The following is a 15,766-nucleotide window of genomic DNA, read 5'->3' as shown; positions in this document are numbered from 1 at the left end:
ATAGTTTATTTTTTAAATTTTGTGTGCAAATAATTCAAGTTTTTTGACCTCACCAACTACCCAAAGAATATCATCTGCAAGTAAAATAGTAGATGATTTTGGATTTTTTATACGTTCATTATTTCTTTCAATCCCAACTATGATACAATTAAATTTTTCACTTACGGCAGAATCTTTTATGGATAAACCATTTATATATGAACTTTTATTTATGAAAAATCTTTTCAGGTCGTATTCAGGGATAAATTGGGATGATTGAATAATTTTATTCGAATTTTCAAGTTCTGTTTTAAATATATCTATTTCTTGATCAGTTGAAAAGCAGAGTAAAGTATCTAATGGATAAATTATTTCATTTATACTTGGGGAAACAATGGTATGTTCTCCTCGCTCAATCGCTACTATGGTTATTCCATATTTTTTTCTAAGATTGAGATCAACAATACTTTTTCCAATGACAAATGAATTAATGGGAACTTTTATATCGACAAGATGTGCATCCCAAGGAGCTAGTTGTTCATATAAAATTGGGTGATTTATTTTTGTTTTTTCTTCTAAATTATAAGATGAGCTAAATTGACTTTCGATCCAGCTGTAATATTTTCCAATTTTATTTCTAAAGAGAATCATAAAAAGAATTGAAGCAACAATTGTAACTACTAATGTTAAGGGAGAAGGGAAAAATTTTAAACTGAGCAGGCCAATGATAAAAATCGTGAGAGTTCTACTAACGAAAAATGATATTACTTCTTTGCCAATTATGTTTTTAAGATTTCTTTCATAATTGATTTTAAAAATATTTAACATTGCCCAAATACTTGGTGATGAAAGAACAAATGCTACTAGCCAAGAAATCACTTTTACAACAAGTTCTTTTTGAATATAATTATTAATTATGGGTGATAGTTTTTCTGAAATTAGCAAGAAAACAGCGATAACGACAAATAAATTTAATATCCATTGCAGTAATTTTTTATTTAAATCCTTTTGTTTTTCTTCAATAACTGTTATTCTTTGAAACCAGTTTGTATAGTGAGTGAGTTTATTTTTAACACCTATTGGCATTTTTTGTTCAAGTATATTTGCTATTTTTGCAGAGTGGCGAATTAAGTAGGGGGTTGTAAATGTTGTAATCAGTGAGGCTGTCACAATTATAGGATAAATACTTTCATTTATCACCCTAAAACTGAGTCCGAGTGAAGCAATAATAAATGAAAATTCACCAATTTGTGCCATGCTAAAACCTGTTTTAACTGCATTTGTTAAGGTTTGGCCAGTAACTATGGCACCAAAAGTAACAGAAAATAATTTTCCAACGATAATAGCGGCTGTGATGATTAAGATAGATGAAATATTATTGAAAATCGCATGCGGATCCAGCAACATACCAACTGAGACAAAGAAGACTGCGCCAAATATATCTTTTAATGGTTGTAATAGGTTTTCAATTTGATGAGACTCAGGTGTTTCAGAGATGATCGATCCCATGATAAAGGCACCAAGTGCAACCGAATAGTTAAAATACGATGCCAATGCTACTAGACAAAGACACAAACCGATTGAGACAACAATCAGCATTTCATTATTGTCATGTTGACTCACCTTTTTTACAAAACGTGGGACAATGAAGATACCGACTAAAAACCAAATACTCACAACGAGAGCTAATTTACCGCCAGCAATAAGGAGATCCAAAGCACCAACACTTGATGTTAATGAAATATTTGTTAAGGCAACAAGCATTAATATTGCTGCTAAATCTTCAACTATGAGAATGCCGAAGACGAGATCAACGAATTTTTTATTTTTAAGTCCAAGTTCATCAAGAGCTTTTATAATAATTGTGGTCGAAGAGATCGCTATCATGCACCCTAGGAAAATAGAGTCCATATGGGACCAGCCAATTAATTCTGCAATAAATACTCCGATAATAAGCATAAAAATAATTTGAATCAGTGCAGTACCACTTGCAGATATTCCAACCTTTGCCAATCTTCTAAAACTAAACTCAAGACCTAGAGAAAACATTAAAAAAATAACACCAAGTTCTGCCCATGTATTTACAGAAGAAACATCAACAACAGAAAAAATTGGGGGAGAATAGGGGCCAACGATAATACCTGCGACGATATATCCCAAAACGACAGGTTGATTGATCTTTTTAAATATATAGATCACGATTGTAGCAACGCCAAGCATAACAGAAAGATCGATTATCAGCTGTGGTATATGAAACATAACAAATCCTTTTTTTATTATTATAATCTAAAAAATTTTTTTTTAATATTTTAATAATAAATGAAGTGTCATGCTTTTGTTGCGCTGCTATTATAGCATTCGCCACAGTGAATTTTCATTTTTCTTTTTCTTAAAGTCACGATACCATTTGCATAAAGGATATAAAATTATGAGAGCAATGATCCACCCATATGCAATATCGGAAATTGATGACCATTTTAAGATATCCAATATTAAAACACCTAATAAGCAAAGGATAATAAGATGCATAGCATAGAAAAAGAAGGTCGATTTTCCATAGACATTTGCTACATCTAAAAACTTTGAAACTATGATAATCTTATTTGTAGTGAATTTATCTATAAAATAAATTAATGAGAAGAGAATGAAAAAAATGCCGAGTGTAAATAATAAATAAGTAAGTGACGGTGGATATTTTATCATATAAAAGAAACTCCACCAATGTGAATCACTTAATGATACTAAACTTTTTAAATTGAAATATACACTACCTATTAAGCGACTGAAAATAAAGAGAGAAATAAAAATGATGCCAAGTATGGGAAGAAGAGTAAATGCAATTTTTTCCTTTTTTATTAAAATTTTTCCAAATAATAATCCTAAAATACCAATACCAATATATGGGAATATAGCATAAATGAAATAATTTCCATCAGGCACGAATAGTATATTTAATAGGAAATTGATATTTTTTGCATCGAGTTCTCCCGTTGAAAAAAAGAATGGTGGAATAAAGATGCTTAACAGCATAACAATAACTTGTATAGACCAATGACGCTTAACAAGAAATGAAATTAAAATCATTAAAGAACCTAACATTGAGATCACTGCAAAGCGAAAAACAATAGAGGGATCTTTAAATACAAAACTCCAAATTGGTGCAAATATTAAGTATTCAAATAGTATTAAAATAAAACCTCTTAAGCAAAAATATTTCCACAACTTAACTTCGTCTTGCCATTTTGTTTTGTTTGAGTGGGTTAAAAGTATCATACTTAAGCCCATCATAAATGCAAAAGATGGTGCACATATATGCGTGATTAAGCGTGTGAAAAATAAAAATGAGTCCTCGTAAAATGGGAAATTTCTATTCCAAAATTCACCGCTAAATTTTATATTTTTTCCGATCATTTCTTTTGCATGATCGATAGCCATTATTATTAAAACAACTCCTCGGGCTTTATCTAGAGCTTGAATTCTCATAATTATCCTTTCTGTATTTTTTCTTGTTCTATTCTATGGGTATATAAAACATGACACCCATTGTTTCAATCATTAATTTTTTGTTTAAGAATTGTTTGCAAAGAAACTTCTTGAAGGTATGTTTGCTTGAGTGTAATGACATATGTTTAGAAAGTTATTTTTGGGAGTTTACTTGTCAGGCGAAAATATTCAAAAAAATACGAACAGTCAGCAACCCTCTGGGCAAATAAAAGAGATGGGACTCGAGGAAATTATTCAGTTGGCTAACAAAATTGGCCTAGAATACGTCGAAAAAAGAAAAGAAGCAGAACGTTATGAACTTTTGCGAACTTCAATTCGGGCGCAAATAATGAACCGAATTGAATTAACGCAGGAGAAAATGCCTGAGTCTCGCCTCAAGCGCTTAGCGGAAGCCGATCAAGAATATACAGATTTGCTCGAAAAAATTGCAAATTCTAGGGCCGAAACTGAGAAATTAAGAATTCGCTATGAGAGCTATAAGAGTCTTTTTGATGCTCGCAGAACTATGATAAGCTATAAGAAAATTGAATTGAAGACTTTATAGGTGAATTGCATATGGATAAATATATAGAACAGCACAAGAAAAGATTATCATATATGCCGTGGCTTTATTATTCGTTAAAACCAAAACAGTTGCAATGGGCCCAAACTTGGCAAAAAGATGTCCAAAAAAAATTAACAGAATTAGAAACAGTTAAAATTGGTAAAGATTGTTTTATCTCTCCAGATGCACATATTTTTGCCGAACCAGGTAGAGATATTATCATTGGGAATCGTGTTACGATCGCAGCAAACGTTGTGTTACATGGACCAATCACAATAGGCGATGGTGTGAGCCTCAACTCGGGTGTGCTTATAGATGGCGGCGCAAAAGGGGTTTTTATTGGAAAAAACACGCGAATTGCCAGTGGAGTTTATATATATGCTTTTAATCATGCGACATCACCAAATCGATTGATTAAAGATCAACCTGTTATTTCCAAAGGAATTCATATTGGAGAAGATGTTTGGCTGTCTTCAAATGTGGGCATTACAGATGGCAATAATATAGGTAGTTACAGTGTGGTTGGAATGGGAGCCATCGTGACACACGATGTGCCTGAGTGGGCGATTGTGGCTGGAGTGCCTGCAAAAGTCATTGGTGATCGTCGAATGTCAAAAGATGTTTTCAAAGCCAATGATAAAAGCCCCCCAAACTCCGATTAAGATATGAGAAAAACTCACTCCTATGATTGAATTCTGTTTAGCATAAAGCCATCCCCAAAAAATACCAGGTATAAAAACGGACAGAGCAAAGCCAGGGCTTATATGAGAATGTCCGCCAGCAAACAAAACATTAGATAATAAAATTGCCATCCAAGTTGTTTTGGTTTTTGACCCTGAAAGAAATTTTTGCAAGGCAGATTGTATACCGCTTCGCACAATTAATTCTTGAATGGGCACAAAAATAATATAGCCAAATAACGCAGCAAAATAAACTTTCATATTAACATCAGCACTTGTTTTAAAAATTGCCATAGGATCGAATAATGCAAAATTGTGAAATTTATCGATGAAAGTTATAATACAGAACTTTATTAAGAGAATAGTAAGTAAAAAAGGAGTTGTATATAAAAATGACTCGAGCATCACTCTTTTCCAATTTTGAAAAGTTAATCCAAATGTTTTTAATGGATATCCGCTATTAATCATCATCGATATTATAAAGTAACAAAATGACATTAAGACAATAATAGTAACAAGAGTTGAATTTGACATTATGGATTTAAGTTTTTGTAATATTTGTAAACTTATTGCATAAAGAGTTGTTATAGCGATAATATTAACTGCAAAACTTCCGATTGCCAAGCGCTCTTTTAGAATTTCTACTGTGACTTCATTTGTATAACGCAGTCTTCTTGATATTTTTTCCCCAAAAAATGTCGTTAATTTCGCGTATACATCAAGAAAATATGGATTGTTTTTTACTTTTTCAAGATCAAAGCATAAAATGACGGATGGCTCCATCGTTTTCACACTTGCAGAGCGTGGAGCATTTTCGAATAATATCATTTCTCCAACTATTTCGCCTTGAGAAAGTTGAGCAATTGGATAATAGCGTGAGCCATTTTTTTTTATAATTTCAACTTTTCCTTCAATAATAATAAAAAATCTATGATCTACTTCACCTTCATTAACAAAGGTTTCTCCTGTTTTTAAACGAAGCTCTGTAGATATTTCTTTTAATTTTTCCAATTGACTTTCACTTAAATCGCTTAATAATGGTATATTTTTGTAGGATTCAAGCATTTCTATATTCTTTCTCTAAGAAAAGACAGTTGTAATTCTTTTAAAATTTAAGAGTTTTGATAAACAAATTAGCACCTAACCTCCCATGCTATCTTTCTTTGCAATATAAACAAATATCGTCTCATTTTAGTATAATTTTATATTTCTTTTTGTTCATTAGAGTGATATCAGAAAAGCGTTTATACGTGCAAATAAGTATCGCTATAAGCGTTTTTTAGATAAGTCTTAACAATACTTTTTTAGTGTCAAAATACTGCTTTTGAATGAGGTGAAGCATGAGTCATTATTCCGCCACGTTATCTCAACCAGTAAAAGATTTGGTTAAAGTACGCAGAGCTCTTTTATCTGTATCAGATAAAAATGGTTTAAAAGAACTTTGCGTTTTTTTAAATAAAATAGGCTGCCAACTCGTTGCTACGACGTCAACTTATAAAGCAATTCTAGATTTCGGATTGCCATGTGCAACAGTTGATTCAATCACAAAGTTTCCAGAAATATTGGGTGGTAGAGTTAAAACTCTCCACCCAAAAATTTTTGGTGGGATTCTTGGCCGTGAATCCCTTGAAAGCGACCTTGCAGATTTAAAAGAACATGGAATTGAAATATTTGATTTAGTTGTTTGCAATCTTTATCCGTTTCAAGAGGTGTTAAAAATGGGAGTCGAACCCGAAGAACTTGTTGAAAATATTGATATAGGTGGAGTTAGTTTGTTGCGGGCCGCTGCAAAAAATCATGCTTCGATTTCTATCTTAGCAGATGTGAAAGACTATCAGACTTTAGTTGAAAATATTATCGAAAATAATGGCTTTGTTTCTTTAGATCTGCGGAGACAATTGGCGATAAAAGCTTTGCGTGAAACTGCGTCTTACGATGAATTGATAGCGGCGTCACTGGAAAAAAATTTTAATGTCGAAAATTCACTCACAAGGAAATTAGGTCCTGTACGGTTAGAAAATGTGAATGCTATAGATTCATTGCCAGAGCATATTTGTTTGTCATTAAATAAAAAACAATCTTTGCGCTATGGAGAAAATCCTCATCAACAGGCTGCATTTTATAGTTTATCAGATATGCATGTGCAAGATGTCTGCTCTCTTGTGAATATGAAGTGTTTTCATGGTAAAGAGCTAAGCTATAATAATATGCTAGATATCGAGCATATTATTCGATTGGCAAGCGATTTAAATGATAAATGTGCTGCAATTATTTTGAAGCACAATACACCATGTGGGGTTGGAATTTCGAATATATCTATTTCTGATGCTTATAATTTGGCTTTTGAATCAGACCCAGTCAGTCCCTTTGGCGGTATAGTTTGTTTAACTAAAAAAGTATCACTCGACCTAGCCAAAAAACTTTATGAAACATTTTTAGAAGTTGTGATAGCACCAGAATTTGAAAATGAAGCATTGCAATTGCTACAAAAGAAAAAAAATCTGCGTTTAGCAACATATGATTCGTTATTACCTTTAGCGAATAAAACTATTTTTACCCATGTTCAGGGTGGCTTTTTGGCTCAATCTGCAAATGATATCGTGATAGATAAAAGCAAAGTGACATATCCAACTTTGCTAAAGCCAAACGAAGAAATATTTGCAGCCTTAGAATTCGGAATGACTGTAGTCAAACATGTGCGATCGAATGCAATTGTTTTAGCTAATGGAAAACAAACATTATCTATTGCTGGTGGTTTTACCAATCGAGTGGATGCAGTGCACAATTGCTTAAATAAAAATAGATTATCGCTCGACAATGCTATTTTAGCGAGTGATGCTTTCTTTCCTTTTCCGGATAGTATAGAGATTATTCATAAATATGGAATTAAACACATTATCCAGCCGGGGGGAAGTGTGCAGGATGCAGAGGTGATAAAGGCGTGTGATAAATATGGAATTTCCATGATATTCACAGGTTTAAGACATTTTAAACATTGATTAAAGTCTTACTTAATTAAAATTTTTATAAAGTCTTGGCCTTTTTTGAAAATATTTTCTTGGGGCAGTGTTGAATCGAAAGAATTAAATATACATAAATTGAGTGCACATGAGTTTATTGCTAAAAAAATATTTTCAAAATCACTCACCTGAAAAATTTGATTATTTAAATTAGTTTGTAATAATTTAATTAGTATGCGATTTCTATATTTAAAAAATTCTTCAAATTTTTGATATGTACTTAAGTTTATATTGCCCTGAAGGAGTTGAGCATAATATATTTTAAATACTTTACGTTCTTCCCAAAATCCATCGAGTGTCCATCTCATATAGCTGGATAAAATATTTTCTAAATTTACTTGATTCTGAAAGTGAGGCGGGGTTTTGTTGATTACTCGAGAAAGGCCTTTTTCTAAAAGTGTTGAGAGAAGATTGGTTTTGTTCTTAAAATATTTGAAAATAAGCCCCTCAGAGCATTTTGCATGAATTGAAATTTCTTTAGTGGTTGACAGCTCGTAGCCCTTTTGTGCGAATAAATCTGTTGCAACTTTCAGAATAGTAAGCATGCGGGCATTTTTCTTATTAAAGCGTTCAATTGAGTATTTTGTTGAATATTTGTTGTTCATGTGAATATACTTTCAAAATTGGTTAAATAGTAAAAAATTATAATTTTTGGTTTTGCGATATTAACCAAGATATATAGAGGAATTATAGTAAGTATAATAGACCTAATTTAGAACGGATAATAGATTATTCAGTATTTTGTTAAATATAAAGAATAGCATGCTTTAACATAAAAATATAATAGAGATTATGGGTATTCTTTTAAATGATTTTTTGATTGATTTTGATGAATTTCAAAATAACTAAAAATATTAATAGTATTTATATATGAGAAAAGGATTGCTGAAATACAAAAGCTTATTTTATATAAGCTAAGCTGTTTAAAATTTTCTAAAATAGATAAGCACTTGGTGCGTAAATGTAGTATCTCTGGATGTAGTGTTTGGAGAGGAAAAGTTTGATATGGCAAAAAAATTATTTTCTTTTATTAAAAATAATCTATTTATTAAAATAATTTTTTTACGTCCCCATTTTCGCTTAACCATTTTTCTGATAAGTTTAATAGCAAGTATTGCCTCAATACTTATTCCATATTATCAGAAAAATTTTATAAATTCTTTTTCTTTGCCTGGGCAAGTTTCACATTCGAATTTATTTATTTATATGATAATGGTTTTTGTTTGTGGAATCATCGCGCAATCCTTAGCATTCCTTGGAAAATATATCAGCTTTTTTGAGGCAAATTTTGTACAAAAATGGCTATCAAAGGTGACTTATAATAAAACATTTATTATTAAAAATTTAGATAAAAATAACTTAACAGTTGGGCAGGTTTTGTCAGTCTATGCGAGCGATATACAGACTGCATCTACTCTCATTGATGATGTTATGCCAAATATCACTTCATATATTTTGCCAATTCTTCTTGCGCCTATTGCTATTATTATGATGACAAATCTCAATCCCGTAAATATTTTTATTTTGCTTATTTCGCTTCTCATAATTAACTTTTTAATGGCAATTAAACAAGGTAAATTCTTCTATCGCAATAAACTGTATGCAGCAATAAGAGTTGGCTATGTTAATGAATGGCTGCAAAATATGCGAGCCATTCGTATGCTCAATTGGATCACGGCTGTAGAAGATAAAATCAAACAAGCCCGATTTTCTGAGACCAAAAATCGTTTAGCTATGGTGACGAATGGCAGTACAATGAATTCTTTGGGGTATACCGCACCCTTTTTTATTAACATCTTTTCTGTCTATATATTGATTAAATTAGAAGGTAATAATATTAATCCTGGTGAGATATTTAGTTTACTCTGGATTTTTGGTGTATTGCTAACCCGCCCACTTCGTATGCTCCCTATTTCTCTTGTTACTATCAGTGATTGCTACACCTCAATTAAAAGAATTGAAAATTATTGGGCAAGTGAAACGGAACCTGAAATAATAGATTCGCCTTTCCAACATTCATTGAACAATGGGTGTTCCATTAGAATCAAAAATTTAAGTTATCGAATTGGAAATAATATTCTTTTAGAAGGAATTAATTTAAATATTAAGCAGAATGAATTTGTAGCTATTATTGGAGAGTTAGGAGCTGGTAAGTCAAGTCTTCTATCGGCATTGATGAATTTAAATAGTATTTCATATGACGAGTATAAAATAGATAATAAGTCTGTTTCAGAAATGAAATTCGATGAATTAAAAAGTTACTATTCCTATGTACCTCAAGATTTTTTTATAATTAATTCAACATTGAGAGACAATGTTGCATTCGAATACAATTACCCGAAAGATAATGATGGTAAAATTCAAGAAGCTTTAGAACTCTCGCAATTTAGTTTTGTAAAGGAAAATATAGCGAAAGGGCTTGATACAGAAATCGGCGAAAGAGGGGTGAATTTATCAGGTGGCCAAAAGCAGAAAGTTTCAATTGCTAGAGCATATTATTCGCAAAATCCTATTGTTGTTTTAGATGATTGTTTGAGCTCATTAGATATTCGAACAGAAAAAAAATTAAACGAAGTTTTACTAAACGGTGCTTGGAAGAATAAAACAAAAATATTAGTAACACACAGACTATCAATTTTACCTTTCTGTCACAGAATTATTTTTATGAAGAATGGAAAGATAATTGAAGATGGTCCTTACCATGAAATCATGCAATCTTCTAAGCAAGTCAGAGATTTCGTTATGTCACTCGAAAGCAAGGATTGATTTTATGCCAAATCAAAATTATATGAATGATGAAGTACATTTCACAGGAAAGTATTCACAATCCATTTATAAAACAATTTTGATGGCAATAAAACCATATAAAATGAAATTGTTATTTTGCTTATTGGTTGGTTTTATAGGGCGAGGACTTTTGTTAGCAAATGCAAATATTATAGGTAAGTGGGCGGATAATCTTTGTCAAAATTCTACTCTATGTGACAAGAGAGAGGGTTTTTTTTCAAGTTTTTCGAATGGTAATTTTCTATTTTTACTAACTTTATTTTCAATTACTGGTTTTTTATTTATTTTATTTTTTAGAATTTCGGTTGCCCGTATGGGGACGCATTCATGTGCGCGGCTTTATGATGAAACAACCTTAAGAGTTTCACGTTTTCCAATTTCTTTTTTTGATAGAAATCCTTTAGGAAGAATAATAACAAGATTCAGTAGTGATTACTCTGCTATATCAAGGATGTCTGGTGGCCCGCTCTCTGAGCTTTTTTCAATAACATTTGATTTGATATTATTTTTCATTTTAACTCTCATTGCAAGTTTATATTTTTTCCCAATTATTATTTTATCTGGCTTGTTAAATTTTCTTGTCTATAAAGTTAACAAGCAAAAAATGCGACAGGCTCGAAGAGATCTTTCTGTGATACGAGGTCCTATAATTGCTCATTTTACAGAAACAATTCAAGGGGCAAAAATCGTTCGTATATTTGGGAAAAATAAAAAATTTACTGAGCGCTTTAATGGATTGCTCGATAAATTTTTGCTGCAAAAAAATAAAACAAATATTGTCATAAGTTTTTTTTCTTTACAAATGGCTTTTGTAAACGTAACTATTTTGTCTACGACTGGTGTTCTTGGTATTTGGCTCGTGCAAAATAAGATTGTAAGTATTGGTTCCTTAGGAGTTGCTTTTACCTTTATTTCTTTAACAACGACAACAATACAAGTATTTTTTGAGTGGCTTTCTGCTTTAGAAGATGCTCTTACGGGAACAGAAAGAATGAATGATTATTTATGCCGAGAGATTGAAGGTGGATCCTATTTACCTTCGTCAACACAATTTCTGACTTCACATCGAAAATTGAGTTATAAAGACGAATTAAAAATGAAGAAGTCAAAAATTTTGGATTTTTCAAATTTAAATTTAGAAGTTAAAAATCTTTCGCTGAGATACTATCCACAACAATCTTTGGTGCTAAATAATATTTCATTTATGGTTAAGGAGAGGGAAAGGGTTGGTATTATTGGCTTAACCGGAAGTGGAAAGTCAAGTCTTATTCAGGCGCTTTTTCATTTGTATCCATTTGAAAGTGGAAATATATATATAAATGGATATGAAGCTGATCTTGGACAAGTAAAACAAGGTGGTCGTTATATTCCTTTAGAATTATTTCGTTCATCTATTTCGCTAATCTCTCAAGTTCCAACTTTATTCCTAGGAAGTTTACGCGATAATATTACAATAAATAAATCTATTAGCGATGAAGAGATCATTAAGACTGCTCGAATAGTCGGTTTGGGAAAGTTTTTTGATGAAAATAAAAACGCGCTTGATATGGAAATATTAGAAAACGGTGCAAATCTTTCATCTGGCGAAAAGCAATTGGTTTGTATGACCCGTTGTCTCTTGAAAAAATCTCCCATTGTTTTGATGGATGAAGCAACAAGTTCAATTGACCCGTTTTCAGAAGAACTGCTCGTGAATGCTTGTAAGACGTATTTAAAGAACCGTACACAAATAATTGTCGCCCATAGGCTTTCAACTATAGAAGATTGTGATCGTATTCTATGGCTTGATTCTGGTAGACTGATAATGGATGCTTCTCCACAAACAGTTCTGAATGCTTTTAAGCATTTTAAGGAAACTCAGTATCATTGAGGAGTGAAAATGAGTGTTGAAAAATGGATCATTGGTACAGGTTTTTCACGAGGTATTGGCTACGAATTAGCAAAAATTTTGAAAGATAATAATTACAAAATAGTACATATGGGTAGAAAAAGAAGTGAGTTTGAAGACGTTTTTGTTTGGTGGGATCTTCTCAATCCAATATCAGACAGTCCATTTCCTGAATTGTCAAAAAGTATCTATGGAAAAGCCATAGTGGGATTTATTCATTGCGCTGGAGTTATGCCAATTTTACAAGTGAGTGAAACAAATCGGATGGAAAAGCATTTGTTTTGGCAGTCTCAGGCTGAAGCCATGCGCATAAATTATTTTTCGTGTGCAGAAATAATCGAAGATATTCTTCCATTTATGATGTCACATACAGATAATGGTTCGCAAAATCCACCTTTTGTTGCACACCTGTCTTCTCTTTCTGCTGTAGATCCTTTTCCCAATTTAGAACTTTATGGGGCAACGAAATCAGCATGCTTATTATATTTTAAGTGGTTGTCTTATCGATTTGCTTTCGATGAGCTCAACTGTTTGTCCATTCATCCTGGGACTGTGCATACGGATATGGTATCAAATGTGATATCCAATGAATCATCGGATTTAGAGGTTGTCAAAAAATATAAAGAACTTATTAATAAGAATGAAATGTTAACTCCACAAGCAGCAGCTGAAAATATTTATAAATTCTTATTTATTGACATTAAAGCTCGTGAAAGTGCACACGGCAAATTGTACCTATCCGATAAAGCGACAGTTTATAAATAAATATAAAAACTGAATATACAATATAAATACTTTTTAAAAATGTAATATTAATGCAAAAATCAAAATTTAGGCGTAGCAATGCATTATTTTAAAAGTATTTATCCTATAGTTACTTTATGTTTTTTTCTTACATCTTGTGGTAGTTTTAATCCATTTAATTCAACAGTCGATACAACTTCAGATGGTTCCTATGTAATTGAATCGGGTATGAGTGACAGTGAATTGTTAACATATGGACAAAAAGTCATATATAGATATAAATCAGTTCCTAATATGATAGCTGTGAAATCTATAAATATTGGAAAAAAAAACCAGCAATATATTTTTTCGAGAAATATTTACACAATACCCGATAAAAATAGAAAGATTCGTAGCAATATTATAAATACCGCAGCAATGACAAGAAATAGTGATAACTGTTCAGAAGCCTATTGTGAAGCTCGATTTAATGAAGCTTATGATTATTTACAAAACAATAATATAGCATTAAATCCTATTGATGTTGCTATTGTAGATTCAGGAGTTGTCCCTGCTACTCTCTCAATACAAAATGCACTAGCATCGAGTTCAAATATATCTGGAGATACAAATATAAATAACTGGGCATCACATGCAACATTTATTGCCTCGGTTTTAGCAGGAAGTGTTTCTGGTCATACAATAAATAATGCTTATGCTAAGAATGCTAAAATACATTCAGTTAAAATTTCATTCTCAAGTGATAATGAAAATGTTGATAAGAGAAGGTTTGGTTCTTTACAAATATCGGTTGCATTGGATGAAGCTATTTCTTTGGGAGCAAAAATTGTTAATTTAAGTTTTGCATATTCACAAAAACCTGATGATAATGTTGTCATGGCTGAAAAAATTGTTATGGCAAATGCCTTAAAGAAAGGTGTTATATTTGTATGTGCAGCAGGAAATGATGGTAAAAATATTGACGATTATCCAGTCTTTCCTGCCAGCTATGATTTAAATAATATCATTGTAGTTGGCTCCCATGACAGTGATTTGAGTCGAGCAGACACTTCAAATTATGGAAAATCTGTTGATTTATCTGCTCAAGGGGCTCTTATGAGCTTAAATGATAAAAATGGATCACTCCAATTTGTGGGAGGAACAAGTTTTGCAGCACCCCTCGTTGTCTCTGCATTATCTATTTATTATGGACTGAGTTCTCAGTTTGATGTAAATACAACTTTGCATAAATTATTCGCATCCACAAATATATATTACAATTCATCCGATTCTCTACAAAATTCTCGCTATGGTCGTTTAGATGTAAAAAAATTATTAGAATCCGTTTCTAAAAACTAAGATATATTTTTGAGATTGGAAATATTTTATACTCATAATCCCTAAAGAATGTGTGAAGGAGAATAATGCAATGATATTTTTTCCATTTAACGACTATTGGTGGTTTTATATATGTTTTTCTGGATTTATATTAGCATTACTTGCTCTAGATTTAGGTGTATTTCATAAAAAAACCCACGAAGTCAGTTTCAAGGAAGCATCTATATGGACGAGCGTTTGGATTAGTTTAGCACTTACATTTAATATACTTTTTTATTTTTATGCACTGCATCAATTTTCAACGAATGAAATTTACACATCTATTGGTGGTTTTGATGCAAAGAATCAAGCTAAAACCTCAGCACTTGAATTTTTAACCGGTCTTTTTGTTGAGAAGTCGCTTGCAATTGACAATATTTTTGTTTTTGCTGTCGTTTTTTCCTATTTTGGGATTCCAAAAAAATATCAACACCAAATCCTATTTTGGGGCGTCATAGGAGCTCTCGTATTTCGGGCAATTTTTATCGCCATGGGTTCGATTTTAATGCAATACCATTGGGTAGTTCTATTTTTCGGCGCGCTTCTTATTTTGACTGGTATTAAAATGTTTTTTGCAGGAACTCAAGCCCAAAACCTAGAAAATAACTTTATTATTAAGCAGCTTAAAAAGATTTTTAGAGTTCATCCACGAATTGAAGGGCAGAAATTCTTTCTACTTAAAAATGGTCAGATCTATGTGACCCCTCTTTTCTTAGCTCTTATATTTTTAGAACTGAGTGACATTATTTTTGCAGTGGACTCTGTCCCAGCTATTTTTGCCATAACGAAAGAACCAATGATTGTATTTACTTCTAATATTTTTGCAATTTTAGGGCTCCGCTCAATGTATTTCATGCTTGCTGGTGTGATGGATAGATTCTCATTTATTAAATACGGGCTTGCATCGGTTCTTATTTTCGTGGGACTTAAAATGGTTTGGTTGAATGAAGCTTTTGGCGGTAAATTCCCAATTGTTTGGTCCCTTTTAATAATAAGCGTTTTAATTGGTTCCTCAATTCTATTATCAATAGTCATTGATAATAGAAAAAAGAGAAGAAAATAAATATTATTTTTATAATGTTCTGCAATATTTAAAATATGTAACAAGGTTATAGTCTCGTTCTTTTAGGTGAGAGAGCTTATCCGGAAAGAATTTTCCTAATACGGGTTAGGAGGGACCTTTTAAATTTAATGAGGCAATATTCTTATTCAAAGGAATATATTAATTAAATAACTTAAGTTCCACGTATTATATGCATATTAA

Annotated in this window: 12 protein-coding genes; 8 read left to right on the top strand and 4 right to left on the bottom strand. The window is 31.8% G+C overall.

Annotated elements, in window-relative coordinates:
- Window positions 1-12 precede the first annotated feature (12 nt).
- A complete protein-coding gene (locus H7355_RS12100; protein ID WP_186647867.1) occupies window positions 13-2,238 on the bottom strand; it encodes a cation:proton antiporter domain-containing protein in 2,226 nt (741 codons plus the stop codon).
- A gap of 90 nt (window positions 2,239-2,328) precedes the next feature.
- Window positions 2,329-3,462 (bottom strand): heparan-alpha-glucosaminide N-acetyltransferase domain-containing protein, encoded by a 1,134-nt coding sequence (locus H7355_RS12095; protein WP_186647865.1) that lies wholly within the window; start codon window positions 3,460-3,462, stop codon window positions 2,329-2,331.
- A 172-nt stretch (window positions 3,463-3,634) separates the two neighbouring features.
- On the opposite strand from H7355_RS12095, the gene H7355_RS12090 reads away from it, so the two are divergent.
- Both H7355_RS12090 and H7355_RS12085 read left to right on the top strand, forming a co-directional pair.
- Window positions 3,635-4,027 (top strand): hypothetical protein, encoded by a 393-nt coding sequence (locus tag H7355_RS12090; RefSeq protein WP_186647863.1) that lies wholly within the window; start codon window positions 3,635-3,637, stop codon window positions 4,025-4,027.
- 11 nt (window positions 4,028-4,038) lie between these two features.
- Window positions 4,039-4,689, top strand: coding sequence for an acyltransferase (locus H7355_RS12085; protein ID WP_186647861.1), 651 nt, complete (start codon window positions 4,039-4,041; stop codon window positions 4,687-4,689).
- On the opposite strand, the gene H7355_RS12080 is transcribed toward H7355_RS12085, so the two are convergent.
- Window positions 4,639-5,772, bottom strand: a complete 1,134-nt coding sequence (locus tag H7355_RS12080) for a cyclic nucleotide-binding domain-containing protein (protein WP_186647859.1) — start codon at window positions 5,770-5,772, stop codon at window positions 4,639-4,641. The genes H7355_RS12085 and H7355_RS12080 overlap by 51 nt on opposite strands.
- A 275-nt stretch (window positions 5,773-6,047) precedes the next feature.
- On the opposite strand from H7355_RS12080, the gene purH reads away from it, so the two are divergent.
- A complete protein-coding gene (purH, locus tag H7355_RS12075; protein ID WP_186647857.1) occupies window positions 6,048-7,706 on the top strand; it encodes a bifunctional phosphoribosylaminoimidazolecarboxamide formyltransferase/IMP cyclohydrolase in 1,659 nt (552 codons plus the stop codon).
- An 8-nt stretch (window positions 7,707-7,714) separates the two neighbouring features.
- Here the strand turns inward: purH and H7355_RS12070 are convergent, their stop codons facing one another.
- Window positions 7,715-8,332: a TetR/AcrR family transcriptional regulator gene (locus tag H7355_RS12070; RefSeq protein WP_186647855.1), complete on the bottom strand. Its 618-nt coding sequence runs from the start codon at window positions 8,330-8,332 to the stop codon at window positions 7,715-7,717.
- A 400-nt stretch (window positions 8,333-8,732) separates the two neighbouring features.
- Between H7355_RS12070 and H7355_RS12065 the strand changes: the two genes are divergently transcribed.
- The 5 genes from H7355_RS12065 to H7355_RS12045 all read left to right on the top strand — a co-directional run bounded on the left by H7355_RS12065 (window position 8,733) and on the right by H7355_RS12045 (window position 15,565).
- Entirely contained in the window at window positions 8,733-10,493 is a 1,761-nt protein-coding gene (locus H7355_RS12065; protein ID WP_186647853.1) for an ATP-binding cassette domain-containing protein, read from the top strand.
- Between the two features lie 4 nt (window positions 10,494-10,497).
- On the top strand, window positions 10,498-12,384 hold the full coding sequence (locus tag H7355_RS12060) for an ABC transporter ATP-binding protein (RefSeq protein WP_186647851.1): 1,887 nt from the start codon (window positions 10,498-10,500) through the stop codon (window positions 12,382-12,384).
- Window positions 12,385-12,393: 9 nt separating this feature from the next.
- Window positions 12,394-13,167 carry an SDR family NAD(P)-dependent oxidoreductase gene (locus H7355_RS12055; RefSeq protein WP_186647850.1) on the top strand — a complete coding sequence of 258 codons (774 nt, stop codon included), beginning with the start codon at window positions 12,394-12,396 and terminating at the stop codon, window positions 13,165-13,167.
- Between the two features lie 78 nt (window positions 13,168-13,245).
- Window positions 13,246-14,484: a S8 family peptidase gene (locus H7355_RS12050; RefSeq protein WP_186647848.1), complete on the top strand. Its 1,239-nt coding sequence runs from the start codon at window positions 13,246-13,248 to the stop codon at window positions 14,482-14,484.
- 70 nt (window positions 14,485-14,554) lie between these two features.
- On the top strand, window positions 14,555-15,565 hold the full coding sequence (locus H7355_RS12045; protein ID WP_186647846.1) for a TerC family protein: 1,011 nt from the start codon (window positions 14,555-14,557) through the stop codon (window positions 15,563-15,565).
- Window positions 15,566-15,766 lie beyond the last annotated feature (201 nt).

It is taken from the genome of Fluviispira vulneris (assembly GCF_014281055.1).
Taxonomy (GTDB): Bacteria; Bdellovibrionota_B; Oligoflexia; order Silvanigrellales; family Silvanigrellaceae; genus Silvanigrella; species Silvanigrella vulneris.
The sequence above is the reverse complement of the archived record's forward strand: the minus strand, read 5'-3'. Positions and strand labels throughout refer to the sequence as shown.

Bases quoted from the DNA above. Each gene is read 5' to 3' on its own strand.
- H7355_RS12100 (WP_186647867.1), bottom strand. From the start codon at position 2,238: ATGTTTCATATACCACAGCTGATAATCGATCTTTCTGTTATGCTTGGC.
- H7355_RS12095 (WP_186647865.1), bottom strand. From the start codon at position 3,462: ATGAGAATTCAAGCTCTAGATAAAGCCCGAGGAGTTGTTTTAATAATA.
- H7355_RS12085 (WP_186647861.1), top strand. From the start codon at position 4,039: ATGGATAAATATATAGAACAGCACAAGAAAAGATTATCATATATGCCG.
- H7355_RS12080 (WP_186647859.1), bottom strand. From the start codon at position 5,772: ATGCTTGAATCCTACAAAAATATACCATTATTAAGCGATTTAAGTGAA.
- purH (WP_186647857.1), top strand. From the start codon at position 6,048: ATGAGTCATTATTCCGCCACGTTATCTCAACCAGTAAAAGATTTGGTT.
- H7355_RS12070 (WP_186647855.1), bottom strand. From the start codon at position 8,332: ATGAACAACAAATATTCAACAAAATACTCAATTGAACGCTTTAATAAG.
- H7355_RS12065 (WP_186647853.1), top strand. From the start codon at position 8,733: ATGGCAAAAAAATTATTTTCTTTTATTAAAAATAATCTATTTATTAAA.
- H7355_RS12060 (WP_186647851.1), top strand. From the start codon at position 10,498: ATGCCAAATCAAAATTATATGAATGATGAAGTACATTTCACAGGAAAG.
- H7355_RS12055 (WP_186647850.1), top strand. From the start codon at position 12,394: ATGAGTGTTGAAAAATGGATCATTGGTACAGGTTTTTCACGAGGTATT.
- H7355_RS12050 (WP_186647848.1), top strand. From the start codon at position 13,246: ATGCATTATTTTAAAAGTATTTATCCTATAGTTACTTTATGTTTTTTT.
- H7355_RS12045 (WP_186647846.1), top strand. From the start codon at position 14,555: ATGATATTTTTTCCATTTAACGACTATTGGTGGTTTTATATATGTTTT.